Genomic DNA, 16372 nt, shown 5'->3' with positions numbered 1-16372 from the left:
TTTAGCATTATGATTTTAGATTTAAAAATACTAAAATCATCAATCTGCAATATTTGGATTCAGCCATTTTGAGGCGACTTCGGTTGAAACATTTCTTCTTTTGGCGTAATCGATAACTTGATCTTCTTTTATTTTTCCAAGTCCAAAATACTTACTTTCTGGATTCCCAAAATAATAACCCGAAACCGAAGAAGCGGGCCACATTGCCATGCTTTCGGTTAAGGTCACTCCAATTTCTTGTTCTACATTTAGCAATTTCCAAATAGTTGGTTTTTCTAAATGATCTGGACAAGCTGGATAACCTGGTGCTGGACGAATTCCTTTGTAGCCTTCTTCAATAAGTGCTTCCTTGCTTAAAACCTCATCGGAGGCATAACCCCAAATTTCTTTACGGATTTTTTCGTGTAAATATTCTGCGAATGCTTCTGCGAAACGGTCCGCCAATGCTTTGACCATAATCGAATTGTAATCGTCTAAATTCTTTTCGAATTCGGCAGCCCATTCATCGACACCAAAACCAGTCGTTACACAAAATGCTCCCATATAATCAGTTTTACCGCTGTCTTTTGGAGCAATAAAATCAGAAAGAGCAATATTTGGCGCTCCTTTTGTTTTTTGTGATTGCTGACGCAACGTCAAGAACTTCTCCAAAATTTTTCCGTTTTCATCAGTCAATTCTATATCATCATCGTTTACTTGATTGGCAGGGAAAATTCCATAAATCCCTTTGGCTGTTAGTTTCTTTTCTCTCAAAATTACTTCCAACATTTCCTGCGCATCCGCAAAAACGGAAGTGGCTTGTTCTCCAACTACATTGTCTGTTAATATCGCTGGATATTTTCCGAACAATTCCCATGTTCTAAAAAACGGTGTCCAATCGATATACGGAACCAAAACATCTAAATCGACTTCGATAACTTGTTCGCCAATTACATTTGGTTTTACCGGAGTGAAATTCTCCCAATCCAATTGTAATTTATTTTTACGAGCTTGCTCAATAGTTAGAAAATTTTTGTCTCGTGAACGATTCAAAAACGTTTCTCTAAACGCATCGTATTCTGCTCTAATGTCGCTTGCGTATATCTTTTTATCCTTATTTAATAAACTTCCAGCAACCGTTACGGCTCTCGAAGCATCATTTACGTGAATTACGGTTTCTCTATATTGAGGCGCAATTTTTACAGCTGTATGCGCACGAGACGTTGTTGCACCACCAATCATTATTGGGATTTTCAGCCCTCTTTTATCTAATTCTTTGGCGAGATAAACCATTTCGTCTAATGATGGCGTGATTAATCCGCTCAATCCAATAATATCTACGTTGTGTTCTATAGCTGCTGCAATAATTTTTTCGGGAGGCACCATAACGCCTAAATCTACGATTTCGTAATTATTACAAGCCAATACTACCGAAACAATATTTTTACCAATGTCGTGTACATCGCCTTTAACAGTTGCCATCAGGATTTTACCATTTCCTTGTTTGTCTCCAGCTTGTTTGCTGGCTTCGATAAACGGCAATAAATACGCCACTGCTTTTTTCATTACACGCGCCGATTTTACCACTTGCGGCAAAAACATTTTACCCGAACCAAACAAATCCCCAACCACATTCATTCCCGTCATCAAATTGATCTCAATAACTTCGATAGGTTTTGTAGCCGCCTGGCGAGCTTCTTCAACATCAATTTCTATAAATTCATCGACTCCTTTTACTAAGGAATGCGTAATTCGTTCTTGAACTGTTCCCGAACGCCATTCTTGAACTGCTTTTTCATTGCTCTTTACATCCCCTTTTACATTTTCTGCAAAATCTAACAAACGTTCTGTAGCATCGTCACGACGGTTTAGAATTACATCTTCTACATGTTCTAATAAATCTTTTGGGATTTCGTCATAAATCGACAACATCTCCGGGTTTACAATTCCCATTGTCATTCCGTTCTTGATGGCATGATACAAGAAAACCGAATGCATTGCTTCCCGAACTGTATCATTTCCTCTAAACGAGAAAGAAACATTACTCACACCACCACTAATATGTGCGTGTGGTAAATTTTCGCGAACCCATTTGGTCCCTCTAAAGAAATCCAAAGCATTCAGGCGGTGTTCTTCCATTCCTGTCGCAACAGGAAATATATTCAAATCGAAAATAATATCTTGCGGAGGGAAACCAACTTTGTTTACCAAAATATCATACGAACGTTGACAAATTTCAACTCTGCGTTCATAATTATCAGCTTGACCAACCTCATCAAAAGCCATAATAATTGCTGCGGCACCATATCGTTTGATCAATTTGGCGTGATGAATAAATTGATCTTCACCTTCTTTTAATGAAATAGAATTTACGACACTCTTTCCTTGCACGACTTTTAGACCCGCTTCGATGATTTCCCATTTCGAGCTGTCGATCATAATGGGCACACGAGAAATATCTGGTTCGGCAGCGATTAAATTTAGGAATTTTGTCATGGCATAAACACCGTCTAGCATTCCTTCATCCATATTAATATCGATGATTTGCGCGCCGCCTTCTACTTGCTCTTTGGCAATACTGAGTGCTTCTTCGTATTTTTCTTCCTTGATTAACCGAAGGAATTTTCTAGAACCTGTAACATTGGTTCGCTCACCAACGTTCACAAATACGCTTTCGGGCGTAATGATTAAGGGTTCTAATCCTGATAATACTAGGTTTTTTCTTTTCTGATTCACTTTCATTAGGCAAGTATTTCTGCTTTTCTAGGTTTGTATTCTTTTGCTATATCTGCTATCAATTTGATGTGATTTGGCGTTGTTCCGCAACAACCACCTATGATGTTTATTAAATTGTCGTCTAAATATTCTTTGATGAAAGCTTGCATTTGTACAGGTGTTTCATCGTATTCTCCAAAGGCGTTAGGCAATCCCGCATTTGGGTGTGCCGAGATATTGAATGAAGTATTATGTGCCAAGGTTTGTAAATATGGCTTAAGTAAATCGGCTCCCAAAGCGCAATTGAATCCCACACTCAATAATGGAATATGTGAAACAGAAATTAAAAAAGCTTCTACCGTTTGTCCTGAAAGTGTTCTTCCTGAAGCATCGGTTATTGTTCCTGAAACCATGATTGGAATATCGATATTTCTTTCCTCTTTTACTTCTTCGATGGCAAAAAGTGCGGCTTTGGCATTTAGTGTATCAAAAATAGTTTCTACCAATAGAATATCGCAACCTCCGTCGATTAAGGCTTCTGCTTGTTGTTTGTAGGCAATTCGTAAATCGTCGAAAGTAACGGCTCGGTATCCTGGATCGTTTACGTCTGGAGACATTGATGCAGTTCGGTTTGTTGGTCCGATTGCTCCTGCTACAAATCGTGGTCGGTCCGTAAACTCATCAGCTACTTCACGGGCTATTTTTGCGGATTCGTAATTGAGTTCGTAAACATATTCTTCTAGGTAATAATCTGCCATTCCGATAGTTGTTCCCGAGAATGTATTGGTTTCGACAATGTCGGCTCCTGCTTGGAAATATTGTCTGTGAACTTCTTTGACCGCTTCGGGTTGTGTTATAGATAATAAATCGTTATTCCCTTTTAACGGATGTGGAAAATCTTTGAAACGTTCGCCGCGAAAATCTTCTTCGGAGAAGTTATTGCGTTGTAGCATGGTTCCCATAGCTCCGTCTAGAACTAGAATTCTTTCTTTTATGGCTTGTTGTATTCTTGACATGTTTTTTTCTCGCAAAGACGCAAAAGCGCCAATTTTTTACTAAAATGTTTCTTAAATAGCCCTGATGGAAACGTTATCCTTTTTCTTGCTTCTTTAGCAAGGAAAAGATATAGTGTACAGCAGGAAATAGCTTCTGAAAATTCAGAAATTAGTTCTTAAAGATATATAATGTTATGGGAAAGTGAGAGGGAATTCTCGTGGTTATCTGTTTCCGATAAATCGAAATAGAATGTAGCACCTTCTTTGTAGTAAAGGGTTGCTAAGCTTTCGTTGGGTCTAATCCCTCCAGCTTTCGTGATAACAAGCAATAAATGTATGAACGGTGCAAATGTAATAATAATATTTTTGTTATGAAAAATTTTCTATGAAATGATTTTATTTATTTATAAAACGGAAAATAAATCTATTTTACTTACTTCAAATAGATTTATTGACTTTGTTAATTCAAGGCTTGATTTAAATCATTTATCACATCAGCTACTGTTTCTAATCCTACAGAAACTCGAACCAAACCATCGGTAATGCTTACTGCTAATCGTTCTTCGACTGTGAGTTTGCTATGCGTTGTCGAGGCGGGATGTGTTACAATGGTTCGCGTATCTCCTAGATTTGCCGAAAGGGAACACAGTTTAATTTTGTCTAAAAATTTTCTACCAGCTTCTATTCCGCCTTCAATTTCGAAAGCAACTACATTACCTCCTAAACTCATTTGTTTTTTGGCGATTTCGTATTGTGGATGCGATTTCAAGAACGGATATTTTACTTTTTTTACCTTTGAATGGTTTTCTAAAAATTCTGCTACTTTTAAGGCATTCTCGCAATGTTTTTCAACTCTTACAGCTAATGTTTCTAAACTTTTAGATAAAATCCAAGCATTAAATGGTGATAGTGCTGGTCCTGTATTTCTTGAAAATAAATAAATTTCTCTAATTAAATCTGCACTTCCTACAGTTACTCCGCCTAAAACTCTTCCTTGACCGTCGATTAGTTTAGTTGCAGAATGCACTACTAAATGTGCTCCAAATTTTATAGGCTGTTGAATATATGGCGTTGCAAAACAATTGTCGATAATTAAAATCAAATTGTGTTTTTTTGCAATTGCACCTAATAATTCTAAATCGATAATATCGACAGCAGGATTTGTAGGCGATTCTGCATAAAGAATTTTAGTATTTGGTTTGATAAAACTTTCGATTGTTTCAGGCTTATTAATATCAAAATAAGAAGTTTGAATATTCCATTTCGGAAAATAAGTAGTAAACAAAGCGTGTGTTGATCCAAAAACACTTCCTGCAGATACGATATGATCTCCCGCATTTAATAAAGCTGCAAAAGTCGAATATACCGCAGCCATTCCTGTTGCGAAAGCATAACCAGCTTCGGCACCTTCCATTTTGCAAATTTTTTCTACAAATTCTGTCGTGTTAGGATTGCTAAAACGACTGTAAATATTCCTGTCTTTTTCTTCTGTAAACGAAGCTCGCATGTCTTCGGCGTCTTCGAAAACAAAACTAGATGATAAATATAATGGCACTGAATGTTCTAAATATTGTGTGCGTTCTAATTGTGTTCGTATGGCTTGGGTTTCGAAACCGAAATTTTCTTGACTCATATTTCTTTATTATTTAAAACTACTTTATAATTAATTTTTGCTGTTGGCTCTAATGTTTTGGAAACCGAACAATATTTTTCGAAAGAAAGTTGAGCCGCTTTTAGCGCTTTTTCTTCGTTGATATTTCCTTCTAAAAAAATGGTTACTGTAATGTCTTTAAAAGGTTTTGCATCTTCAATTTGTTCTCGAATACCTTCTACTTCTGTTTTGTAGGACGTAATTTCCTGACGTTGCTTTTTGAGTATTGATATGACATCGATAGCACTACAACCAGCAACTCCCATCAATAAAAATTCCATCGGACTTGGCGCTAAATCGTTACCTCCAAACTCGGCTCTGCTGTCTAATTCTACGATGTGTCCTCTTTCGTTTTTTAGTTGAAAGTGGTAATCATTATTGATTCTGTTTAGTGTTATTTTCATATTTTTATTTTTGAACGCGGATGATACGGATTTTCAAACGCGGATTTGAACGGATTATTTTTGATTTAAAATCATTAACCTTTGTCTGACAATCTTAAAATATCTCCAAAAACACCTCTCGCCGTTACGGCAGATCCTGCACCTGCGCCTTGTATTACGATTGGTCTGTCGCCATAAGATTCTGTGTAAATTTCGAAAAAAGAATCGGAACCTTTCAATTGTCCCAAAGCGGTGTCGAGTGGAACTGAGATTAATTTTACCTCTAGATTTCCTTTTTCTTTTTGCAAATCTCCCGATAATTCGCCAACATATCTCAAAACGTGATTTGGTTTTTGGTCTGCTTTTATTTTAGCATAAATAGCATCTAGCTCAGATAATCTGCTCAAGAATTCTTCTTTATTACCTTCTCTTAAATTTTCTGGAATTAGATTTTGAATGTTAATTTCCTCAAATTCGTTTTGCAAATCTAGTTCTCTTGCTAAAATGAGCACTTTTCTCGCAACATCATTTCCGCATAAATCTTCTCTAGGATCAGGTTCTGTAAAACCTTTATCGATTGCTTGCTTCAATGCTTCGCTAAAAGGAATGTCATTTGCCGAAAAAGTATTGAACAAAAAGCTTAATGAACCCGACAAAACTCCTTTTATTTTTGTGATATTTTCCCCAGAATGATGCAATAATTTTATAGTATCTATAACTGGTAATCCTGCACCAACATTAGTTTCGTATAAATAATTTTTTTGATTTTCGGCAAGTGATTTACGCACTTCTTTGTAGAAATTATAGCTCAAGGTGTTCGCCACTTTATTGGAAGAAATTAAATCGAAACTATTCTCTATTAGTGAAGTGTAATTTTGTACAAATGGAGTGTTTGCAGTATTGTCGATAGCTATTAAATTCTCTAAATGATGTTCATTGGCGTAAGCGATAATGTCATCAATAGTATACGAAATTCCGCTATTTTCAATTTCGGAAGCCCAATTTTCGGCTACTCCACTTTTATTAAATAACACCTTTTTAGAATTGGCGATTGCAAAGATATTGAGTTTAATATCTTTTCGTTTTTCAATAACCGCAGCCGAAGTTAAAACTTGGTTGATTAGTGTTCCTCCAACTAATCCGTGACCAAAAATAGCGATGTTTACTTTTTTTGAAACTCCAAAAATTTCACCATGAATGACATTTACCGCTTTATGAAGTTCGGATTTATTAACCACCAAACTCACGTTTTTTCCTGTAACGGTATTATTGAAGAGAATTGGAACAATCTTGTTTTTTATAAGTGCCGAATACGGTTTGTGAAACGTGCTTAAATCCTGCCCTATGATAGAAATCACCGAAACATTATCGGTTGCTGAAATTTTATTTACATCTTTAGAATAAAAATCATTTTCAAATTCTTTTTCTAATGCAATAATTGCTTTCGAAGCTTTATCGGCCGCAACTACAATCCCGATTCCTCTTTCTGATGAACCTTGTGAGATGATACTCACACTAATATCATTATCTCCCAACGCCTTGAAAATTCGAGCATCTACACCTGTTTTGCCTAAAAGACCCCTTCCTTCAAGATTTACTAAAGCCACATTTTCCAGAACAGAGAGTGATTTTATACCTTCTTTATTTGCAGTTGAAGTAATTAATGTCCCTTTGTTTTCGTGATTAAATGTGTTTAAAACCCGAAGTGGAATATTTTTTTCTAATAAAGGAACAATCGTTTTGGCATGTAGAATTGTGGCTCCAAAATTGGCTAATTCATTGGCTTCATTAAAAGTAAGGAAATCAATTTTTTTGGCATCGGAAACTAAATCTGGATTGGCGGTGTAAATTCCGTCCACATGAGTGTAATTTTGTAATTCTTCGGCATCGAGATAATTTGCGATTAACGAAGCGGTGTAGTTGCTTCCGTTTCTGCCTAAAGTGGTTGTGTCATTATTGTTGTTTGAACCAATAAAACCTGTAACAACATTTACCGTTGTTCCGTTATTTTGTTTGAAATGGTTAATTACATTTTTCTTCGACAAACTATCTAAAGGTTGTGCATCACCAAACTTTGCATCAGTTTTTATGAGCAAACGCGTATCCGAAAAATGAGCGTTTACTCCTTTATCTTTCAATGCTTGGGTAACAATTTTAGCAGAAATAACTTCTCCTTGTGCTAAAACATTATCTTTTATTTTTTTACTATAATCACCTAACAAAGCGACGCCTTCAAACGTTTTTTCCAAAAGCCGAAACTCTTCTGATAAATCTACTGAAAAATTAGATTTTTGATATTTTTTAAAAGCATTCAACTGCTCTAAATAAGCTTCGTTTTTTGCTGCTTTTTCTAAAATTCCTTCCAACTCATCGGTCGCATTTGCAATTGCTGAAACGACAACGGCAATTTTTTCGTTATTATTTACTTTATCTAAAATAATTTCTATTGTCTTCTCAAATCCATTTCCGTAAGTGAGTGATTTTCCTCCAAATTTTAATATTTTCATTATGCTGTTTGTTTATTTGTTATAAAAAGTTTGTTTAAAATTGAATCTAACTGTTCGTATTCGATTAGAAAAGCGTCGTGTCCGTGTATGGATTTTATTTCGTGGTAAAACACATTTTGCTTTACTTTTTTCAAATCTTCGTAAGTTTCGCGATTTTCATCGGCAGTAAAAAAATAATCGGTATCTACTCCAATAATGTGAATATTTGCCTGAATTACTTTTGCGACGGTTACAAAATCTTTTCGATTTCTAGTAATATCAATTGTTTTTATAAGATGGTTCATCATTTTGTAAGACGCTAATTGAAAACGTTTTTGTAATTTTTCGCCATGATGAAATAACCAACTTTCTATTTGAAAAATATTTTTTAACTCGTTTTTCTGTCTATTAAATTTTTGTTTTAATGATTGTGGCGTTCTGTACAAAAGCATAGCATGTGATCTCGCATCAGGAACTGGATAATTGGAATTATTCAGGATTTCGTCCTGAATTAAGGTGTTGGCAATGACCCAATCCGAGGCTTTCCAATCGGAAGCAATTGGAATTAAATTTTCGATTGCAGCGGGATTTATGACTGCCATTTCCCAAGCAATACCACCACCTAAGCTTCCACCAATAACTGCAAAAATATTTTCTATTTGTAATTGTTGCAACCCTTTCCAGAATATTTTAGCAATATCTCTAGCTGTAAAATGAGTATAATTATGAATTAAATTTTCTTTCAATCCGTCATATCCATTTCCAGGAATATTGAAAGCTAAAACGGTAAAATCATTCGTATCTATTGTTTTGTTTTTACCAATTAAATCTTCCCACCAGCCATTTTCTTCGGTTACCTGAGAGTTTCCGGTAAGCGCATGATTAACCAAAACTACAGGTGCTTTTCCGATAGGTTTTCCAAAAACTTGATAAAAAAGAGGTATATTCTTTTGAATCTTTCCGCTTTCGGTAATAAAATCTGATATTATTGTTTTTTCTAATTTTTCCATCTTATTTTAGAATCTAAAATTCTAATGTTTTTCATTTATATAAAAAGAAATTCGTCTTCTTGTCCGTTTATTAAAAATAATAATGACTCTGAATCGTTTGATTCTGAACCGTATTTGAATTCAATTACTTTTAACGATTCTTTTTTTATTGACTTAACTGCTGTTTTTTTGAAATCGACGTTTACTATCGATTGTACTATTTTTAAAATTTTATTGAGAATTTTCATTTGCTGAGATATTTAATTGTTTTTAAAAAAAAAGTCCTTTTGGAACATTTACCAAAAGGACTTTATAGTTTGAACTATAACAAAGATTAAATCTTCCGCTTTTGGCAATAGCAAGGTTTGATGTAAATACACATTTGCATCATTCGTTTCGTCATCATTTTTCTGTTTGCTACTGAATTTTTCATTTTATATTATAATTTCCCGTTTTTAAGGGTTTCAATTTTTATTTTGTTAATTATTTTTCAAAGGTTCTAAAAAAACCTCTACGATTGGCAGAGGTTTGATTGTATATTTTAAAAAATTAAAATTATGCAATGCGTTACTCTGCGGAATTTTCCGACATCATACGACACATGTTATACGTTGTAATTTTCATTTTGTTTCTAATTTTATTTTGCAAATGTAGTTTTATTTTCTAAACAAACAAATTTTTTAGATTATTTTTCTGAATTATTTTAATACACTCTATTTATTTAGAAAATAAAACTAAATTAGAAGATTAAAAGATCTTCGCTAAAATCCTTACACTAAAAACAATTACTAGTGTAGCAACAAGCAATAAAGCAGTTTTTTGAGGCAGTTTTCCAGCTAATTTTGCTGCCAATGGTGCTGCTGCAATCCCTCCAATAATTAGACCTACAATAATATACCAATGACTCACGCCTAATGAAGCAAAAAAAGTAACCGCAGCAGCTAGTGTAACAAAAAATTCTGCCAAACTTACTGTACCTACAACGTAGTTAGACTTTCTTCCTTTAGCTAATAGTGTCGAAGTTACAATGGGGCCCCAACCACCACCACCAAAAGCATCTAAAAAACCACCTGAAAACCCAAGAAAACCAGTGTTACCTATTTTCTTTTTCTCTTTTATTTTTCTGAAGGCCAAAATGATTAATCTAATACCAATAATCATCGTATAAATAGACAAAACTACATACGCAATCGTGACATATTTATTCCCTAAATAAATAAGAAGCATAGCTCCACTTATAGCTCCAAACACACCAGGAATAGCTAGCCATAGCAATAATTTTTTGTTTACGTTACCAAATTTATAATGGGAATAACCACTAACACCACTGGAGAACATTTCGGCGGTATGAATACTGCCGCTAATGGCTGGTAAATTAATCCCCAAAAGCATCATACTCGTAGCGCAAGTTACACCATAACCCAAACCTACTGCACCATCGACTAATTGAGCTAAAAAACCAATGAGTAACATGCCATAAAATTCTTTTGGAATATTACTTAACCCTTCCTTTGCATCTGAAATTGAAACAATTGTTGACAATCCGTACCCCACAAATAACATTAAAAAAGAAATAGCTAAAGTAAACGCCAGTTGTTTGTATTTCCTAGCCTCTTTTACTTTTTTATTTCCTTTAAAACCTTGAGTGATTTTATTTAAATCGGCTAATTTTTCTTGAAAATCACCTTTATGATTACTTCTAAATTGGTTTAAAACTTCAATACTTTCTTCTATATTATCTGGAATAACTTCTGTGAAATACTCACGCATTCTTCGTGCTAAAACTGGCGATTTTCCATTAGTAGAAATAGCAATTTTAAGACTTCCTTTAGTAATAATTGATCCTAAATAAAAGTCACACAAAGCAGGCTGATCGGCAGTATTTACTTTGATTCCTTTGGCTTTTGCCAATTCTCTGACCTCTGAATTAATTTCTGATTTATCTGTTGTGATAATCACAAAATCTTTGTTTTGCAAATCGGTTTCTTCAAAAGGACGTTCGAAAAAAGAAATGTTTTCATATTGACTTATAATTTCCGTCAATTTTCGATGAAAATATGTCGCCACAATGGTAATTCTAATTTCAGGGTTTTGTTTTAATAAGGTTTCCGTTTTTTCTAATCCAACATTACCACCGCCCACAATTAAAAAATGGGCGGTTTCTGTTTTTAAAAAAATGGGAAATAATGTATTACTCATGTTTTTTCTTTTTTAAAATCAATATTATGAAAGACTGACAGTCGCAAAATATCTCTATTATAATAATCGCTTCCTGTTTTTTGCTGTTGAAACCAATTCATATAACCTACTTCTAAAGCATAAGAATCATTTAACTTGTAATGTATAGCGAGATATATTCGATTCTGGTCGAAGGTGTTTTTGACAATCTTATTTCCTATATTAAACATTATCTCGTCTTTAACTTTTAAAATAATTTTTTCTTTTTCTTCTTTCTTAAAAAGTGGAAAATCTAAACCTAACTGATATCGTAAACGGATGTTTGAAAATCTAAAACCACCTACTAATTTTTGATTTTCTACATCATGAAAAAATCGCGCTTCTGCTTTATAACGATGATTGATGGTTATAAAACCTAATTTTTGCTTATTATTAAAACCAATATCAGGACGTAATTCAGGAACTGTCAGATTACTTTCCGAATTGGGATTATTAGGGTTTTGTAAAAACAAAGTCATTCCAACCGAAGTATTCCAATTGTCAATTAATTTTCTTTCCAAATTTGATCTGAACACCAATTGATGTTGTGCTGTTGGATTATAAAACTGACGTTCTTGTATTTCGCTGTGTAGAGACCAACTCTCGTTAAACTTTAAACTATTATAATAGCCATACCAAATAAGTTGTTGGTGTTCCACCTTTTTTTGCGCAAATAAAGATTTCGAAATCAATAAAAAGGATAGTAAAATTATATTTTTCATTTATCTAAAATTACTCGATAAGCGAAATCCCCTAAAGTTTCTCCACTCTCTTTTTCGCTATTATATCTATTTAAGATAAAATCTACTTCTTCTAAAATTTGAGCTTCTGTTTGCTTTTCTTTATACAATTTATTTAGTCTTTCACCATATCTATCGCCACCCAACATAAAATTATATTGTCCAGGACCTGTTCCTACAAAACCCAATTCGGCAACATAAGGGCGACCACAACCATTAGGACAGCCTGTCATTCTAATCACAATTCCTTCCTCTTGCAAGTTGTATTTCTCTAGAATAGGTTCGATTTTAGTTACTAATTCTGGCAAATAACGTTGCGCCTCAGCTAAAGCCAAAGGACAAGTAGGTAAAGCGACACACGCCATCGAGTTTTTTCGGAGTGCACTGTCATTTTTGTTAATTTGATGTTCTGCTATTAATACTTCGATTTTAGATTTATTTTCTTCACTTACTTCTCCTAAAATCAAATTCTGATTCCCTGAAAAGATAAAATTAGAAACCTGTAATTGGGCTACTTCTAGTAAAAATTGTTTCTGCTCTGGTTTTACCACACCATGTTCTATAAATAAGGTGTAAAACCATTGTCCTTGTTCGCTTTTCTCCCAACCAAAACGATCGCTTCTTTCGGTAAATTTGAATGGTTGTTCTGGCAACAAATCGAATCCGATGCGAGTTTCTAGTTCTTTTTTAAATACTGGAACAGTCAACTTATCGACCGTGTATTTCATTCTAGATAATTTTCTATCTACTCTATTTCCGAAATCTCTTTGAATGGTTAAAATTTCATAAACGGCTTTGAGTGTTTTCTCTTCAGTATCTGTAAAACCAATGATGGAAGCCAATCTTGAATAAGTATTCGGATTCCCGTGTGTCGTAGCTAAACCACCACCTATAGCAATATTGAATCCTTTTAACTTGTCGTTTTCGACAATGGCAATCAGTGCAATGTCATTGGTAAACACATCGACATCATTAGACGGCGGAATTGCAATGGCAATCTTAAATTTTCTTGGCAAATACCGGTCTTCATATAGCGGATCGGCTTCTGATGATCGCTCATAAATTTTTTCTCCATCGATAAAAACATCATAATACGATTGTGTTTTTGGCAATAATAATGTCGAAATTTTATCCGCATATTCGTATATCTCTTTGTGTAAGCTAGACAATTGCGGGTGTGAACTCACAATTACATTTCTATTTACATCGCCACATGCCGCAATCGAATCTAGCTTCGCTGTGTTGAAAGACTGAATCGTGGGACGCAATTGGTGTTTTAGCAAACCGTGTAACTGTACAGTTTGTCTTGTCGTTATTTTTAAAGTTCCTGTCCCGTATTGCTCTGATATTTCGTGTGTTGCAATCCATTGGTCGGCGGTAATTACACCGCCTGGAATACGCAAACGAATCATAAACGAGTACAATTTATCTAATTTTTTAGCCGCTCTTTCGGCTCTTCTGTCACGATCATCTTGTACGTACATACCATGAAACTTGACTAAAGTTTCGTCGTCTGGACGAACATTTCCTGTATGATTATCTAAATCGATACTTTCTTTTAATGTACCTCTAAGACCATCACTTTGGATCTTTATGGCTTCTATTGGCGATAATTTTTCACTCATCTTTTTATTTTTTTAACCCTATCAGGGTTTAAAACCCTGATAGGGTTGTATGATTTAATAAACGTCTTTTTGGTATTTTCCTTGACTTTCTAGTTCTTCTAAAACTTGTTTTGCTTCGTCTAATGAGATTTTTCGCTCTTGCGCAATTACCTCGATAATGGCTTGTTCTACGTCTTGACTCATCGGATTTTTTTGTCCGCAAATGTATATACTGGCTCCACTTTCTAACCATTCGTTAAAATCTTTTCCATTTTCACGAATACGATCCTGCACATAAATTTTTCGTTCTTGGTCACGAGAAAAAGCAGTAGAAAGTTTTGATAAAACACCTGTACTAACCCATTCTTGAATTTCGGTTTGATAATAAAAATCTAACACAAAGTGTTGCTCGCCAAAGAATAACCAATTTTTTCCTTCGGCACCCGTAGCATCTCTGTGTGCTAAAAAGCTTCTGAAGGGCGCAATTCCTGTTCCCGGCCCAATCATAATAACATCAGTATCATCTGTTGGTAATCGGAAATTTTGATTTTTATGAATGTAGAATTCCAGTTGCTCCTCTAAAGGAAAATCGGCTAAAAACTCAGATGTTAAACCAGTTTTAACCTCATCATTCACTTTAAATTTATTCACATTAACCGTTAAATGCACTTGTCCGTCATGCGCTTCCGAAGAAGACGAAATAGAATACAATCGAGGAGAAATTGCATGAAGCAACCCAATTACTTCTTCTAATTTTACCTTTTTTGGTTGGTATTTTTGAATGATGTCTAACAGATTTGCTTTCTCTTCACTAATTTCAATTTCAAATAATTTTGAAAAAGCTTCCAATGATTTTTTAGACAAACCTCGAACGTTTTTATCCGCAAGAATTAAATAATTTTCTTCATTGAAATACGTGGCAATTGCTTGAATTTCTTCTTCTTTATTTTTTGGAAAAACACCTAAAGCATCGCCAGGTTCGTAACTAATTTCGTCATCTGATTCAATTTCGATATGATAGGTTTCTTTGTTTGAACCTGTATCATTCAACACAACTTTATGACTAATTTTACCCAAATAATTTTTCTTAGACGAAGCAACTGTTGAACTTGTTGGTTTTACTTCATTCGTCACATTTGAACCAAAATTTTGAAACGCTTTTTGCAAATCATTTTCCCAAATTGCAACCGTTTCTGCAAAATCGACATCGGCTTTTACTAATGGCAACAATGGTTTCGCTCCTTTTTCTGATAAAACTTCATCTAATAAAACTCCCGCATTACAAAACAAAGGATAAGAAGAATCTCCCAGTCCGAAGACGGCAAAGGAAACCTTACTTAAATTTACCTCAGAAGCTTTTAATTTCTCGTAAAACGCAACGGCATTTTGAGGAAATTCACCTTCGCCTTGTGTGCTCATGACAAACAAAACCAAGCTTTCTTTTTCTAATTTGGTCAAATCGTATTGAAAAACATCGACTGCTTTGGCTTGAATTTTATTCTTTTTGAAACCTGCCAATAATTGCGAGGCTATTTTTTTAGAATTTCCAGTTTCGGTTCCGTAAATAATAAGTGGCTTGACAGCAATAGCGGTTGTTTCTATAATATTTGAAACTGCTATGTCAATCCCATTTTTATCTAAATAACCCGCCAAATAGCCTTTTGTCCAGATGATTTCTTCCGTTGTTGCACTTTGCACCAATTGTTGCAATAGTGATAATTTAGTTTCAGATAGCATTTTTGTAAATATTTTTATGATTATCGAAATAAGATTCGGATGTGTTTTTTTCTGTAAACCAAGAAAATTGATGATGTAAATTCACCACTTTTCCTATAATTAATAAGGTTGGTACATATTCGAATTCTGGTAAAGATTTCTTCTGAATATCTTCAAAAGAAAACACACTTGTTTTTTGATTTGGCGTGGTCGCTTGTTGCACAACAGCAATTCCTTTGGAAGTATCAATTCCGAAATTTAAAAGCTGTTTTGACAACACATCTAAACGTTGACCACTCATGTAGAAAACCAACGTATCTTCGGTTGTTGCCCAATCTTGCCATTGATTTTCTTTGACCGTATTTAAATCGTAAAGCGTTAAAAATCGCACACCTCTAGAATATTCTCTAGCCGTCAATGGAATTCCTGTATAAGCAGCTGCTCCAAACGCAGCCGAGATTCCTGGAATAATTTCATACGGAATGTTGTTCTTTTTTACCGCATGTAATTCATCTAACACATTAGAAAAAAGAGAAGCATCGCCACCTTTTAATCGCAGTACCAATTTATCTTGCAAAGCAAATTCCACCATCAACTCATTGATGTCTTTTTGTGGTGTCCAAATACCTTTACTACATTGTTTTCCCACATAAATTACTTCCGCATCTTTACGCGCATATTCTTCAATAAGAATTGGTGAAACCAATCTGTCTGTTAAAATCACATCAGCAGTTTGCAAATATTTTAATGCTTTCAGACTTATTAAATCTGGATCTCCAGGGCCGGCTCCTGCCAAAATAACTTTCCCTTTTTTTACTATTTGTATCATTTTTTATTTTAAATTAGGTATAGAAATGTCTGCTCCACTTTAAAAATGAAGTATAATTCCTACAATAA

12 protein-coding genes and 1 riboswitch are annotated in these 16372 nt (G+C 34.5%); all 12 genes read right to left on the bottom strand.

All coding sequences use genetic code 11. The features are described 5' to 3' along the window. Window positions 1-39: 39 nt before the first annotated feature. Entirely contained in the window at window positions 40-2721 is a 2682-nt protein-coding gene (gene metH, locus BM053_RS06955; protein ID WP_244148509.1) for a methionine synthase, read from the bottom strand. Continuing rightward, the gene (locus tag BM053_RS06950; protein WP_091475506.1) at window positions 2721-3710 is read right to left on the bottom strand and encodes a homocysteine S-methyltransferase family protein; all 990 of its coding nucleotides are present in this window, start codon (window positions 3708-3710) and stop codon (window positions 2721-2723) included. The genes metH and BM053_RS06950 overlap by 1 nt, the downstream gene beginning before the upstream one ends. A gap of 198 nt (window positions 3711-3908) precedes the next feature. Continuing rightward, a riboswitch (SAM riboswitch) is annotated at window positions 3909-4014 on the bottom strand. A gap of 135 nt (window positions 4015-4149) precedes the next feature. Then, window positions 4150-5322 (bottom strand): trans-sulfuration enzyme family protein, encoded by a 1173-nt coding sequence (locus BM053_RS06945; RefSeq protein ID WP_091475504.1) that lies wholly within the window; start codon window positions 5320-5322, stop codon window positions 4150-4152. Next, the gene (locus BM053_RS06940) at window positions 5319-5744 is read right to left on the bottom strand and encodes an OsmC family protein (RefSeq protein ID WP_091475502.1); all 426 of its coding nucleotides are present in this window, start codon (window positions 5742-5744) and stop codon (window positions 5319-5321) included. The genes BM053_RS06945 and BM053_RS06940 overlap by 4 nt, the downstream gene beginning before the upstream one ends. A gap of 74 nt (window positions 5745-5818) precedes the next feature. Then, a complete protein-coding gene (gene thrA / locus BM053_RS06935) occupies window positions 5819-8230 on the bottom strand; it encodes a bifunctional aspartate kinase/homoserine dehydrogenase I (RefSeq protein ID WP_091475500.1) in 2412 nt (803 codons plus the stop codon). Next, window positions 8230-9219 (bottom strand): alpha/beta fold hydrolase, encoded by a 990-nt coding sequence (locus BM053_RS06930; protein ID WP_091475498.1) that lies wholly within the window; start codon window positions 9217-9219, stop codon window positions 8230-8232. The genes thrA and BM053_RS06930 overlap by 1 nt, the downstream gene beginning before the upstream one ends. Window positions 9220-9254: 35 nt before the next feature. Further along, on the bottom strand, window positions 9255-9446 hold the full coding sequence (locus tag BM053_RS06925) for a hypothetical protein (protein WP_091475496.1): 192 nt from the start codon (window positions 9444-9446) through the stop codon (window positions 9255-9257). A gap of 499 nt (window positions 9447-9945) precedes the next feature. Then, window positions 9946-11397, bottom strand: coding sequence for a TSUP family transporter (locus BM053_RS06920; RefSeq protein ID WP_091475494.1), 1452 nt, complete (start codon window positions 11395-11397; stop codon window positions 9946-9948). Beyond that, window positions 11394-12137 (bottom strand): DUF2490 domain-containing protein, encoded by a 744-nt coding sequence (locus BM053_RS06915; RefSeq protein WP_091475492.1) that lies wholly within the window; start codon window positions 12135-12137, stop codon window positions 11394-11396. The genes BM053_RS06920 and BM053_RS06915 overlap by 4 nt, the downstream gene beginning before the upstream one ends. Next, complete coding sequence (locus BM053_RS06910; protein WP_091475490.1) at window positions 12134-13780, bottom strand: NADPH-dependent assimilatory sulfite reductase hemoprotein subunit; 1647 nt, start codon at window positions 13778-13780, stop codon at window positions 12134-12136. The genes BM053_RS06915 and BM053_RS06910 overlap by 4 nt, the downstream gene beginning before the upstream one ends. 54 nt (window positions 13781-13834) lie before the next feature. Continuing rightward, the gene (locus BM053_RS06905; RefSeq protein ID WP_091475489.1) at window positions 13835-15496 is read right to left on the bottom strand and encodes a diflavin oxidoreductase; all 1662 of its coding nucleotides are present in this window, start codon (window positions 15494-15496) and stop codon (window positions 13835-13837) included. Next, window positions 15486-16304 (bottom strand): uroporphyrinogen-III C-methyltransferase, encoded by an 819-nt coding sequence (gene cobA, locus BM053_RS06900; RefSeq protein WP_091475487.1) that lies wholly within the window; start codon window positions 16302-16304, stop codon window positions 15486-15488. The genes BM053_RS06905 and cobA overlap by 11 nt, the downstream gene beginning before the upstream one ends. Window positions 16305-16372 lie beyond the last annotated feature (68 nt).

The organism is Flavobacterium swingsii (genome assembly GCF_900111965.1).
GTDB classification, from domain to species: Bacteria; Bacteroidota; Bacteroidia; order Flavobacteriales; family Flavobacteriaceae; genus Flavobacterium; species Flavobacterium swingsii.
The sequence above is the reverse complement of the archived record's forward strand: the minus strand, read 5'-3'. Positions and strand labels throughout refer to the sequence as shown.

Bases quoted from the DNA above. Each gene is read 5' to 3' on its own strand.
- BM053_RS06910 (WP_091475490.1), bottom strand. From the start codon at position 13,780: ATGAGTGAAAAATTATCGCCAATAGAAGCCATAAAGATCCAAAGTGAT.
- BM053_RS06930 (WP_091475498.1), bottom strand. From the start codon at position 9,219: ATGGAAAAATTAGAAAAAACAATAATATCAGATTTTATTACCGAAAGC.
- BM053_RS06920 (WP_091475494.1), bottom strand. From the start codon at position 11,397: ATGAGTAATACATTATTTCCCATTTTTTTAAAAACAGAAACCGCCCAT.
- metH (WP_244148509.1), bottom strand. From the start codon at position 2,721: ATGAAAGTGAATCAGAAAAGAAAAAACCTAGTATTATCAGGATTAGAA.
- cobA (WP_091475487.1), bottom strand. From the start codon at position 16,304: ATGATACAAATAGTAAAAAAAGGGAAAGTTATTTTGGCAGGAGCCGGC.
- BM053_RS06950 (WP_091475506.1), bottom strand. From the start codon at position 3,710: ATGTCAAGAATACAACAAGCCATAAAAGAAAGAATTCTAGTTCTAGAC.
- BM053_RS06940 (WP_091475502.1), bottom strand. From the start codon at position 5,744: ATGAAAATAACACTAAACAGAATCAATAATGATTACCACTTTCAACTA.
- BM053_RS06945 (WP_091475504.1), bottom strand. From the start codon at position 5,322: ATGAGTCAAGAAAATTTCGGTTTCGAAACCCAAGCCATACGAACACAA.
- BM053_RS06905 (WP_091475489.1), bottom strand. From the start codon at position 15,496: ATGCTATCTGAAACTAAATTATCACTATTGCAACAATTGGTGCAAAGT.
- thrA (WP_091475500.1), bottom strand. From the start codon at position 8,230: ATGAAAATATTAAAATTTGGAGGAAAATCACTCACTTACGGAAATGGA.
- BM053_RS06915 (WP_091475492.1), bottom strand. From the start codon at position 12,137: ATGAAAAATATAATTTTACTATCCTTTTTATTGATTTCGAAATCTTTA.
- BM053_RS06925 (WP_091475496.1), bottom strand. From the start codon at position 9,446: ATGAAAATTCTCAATAAAATTTTAAAAATAGTACAATCGATAGTAAAC.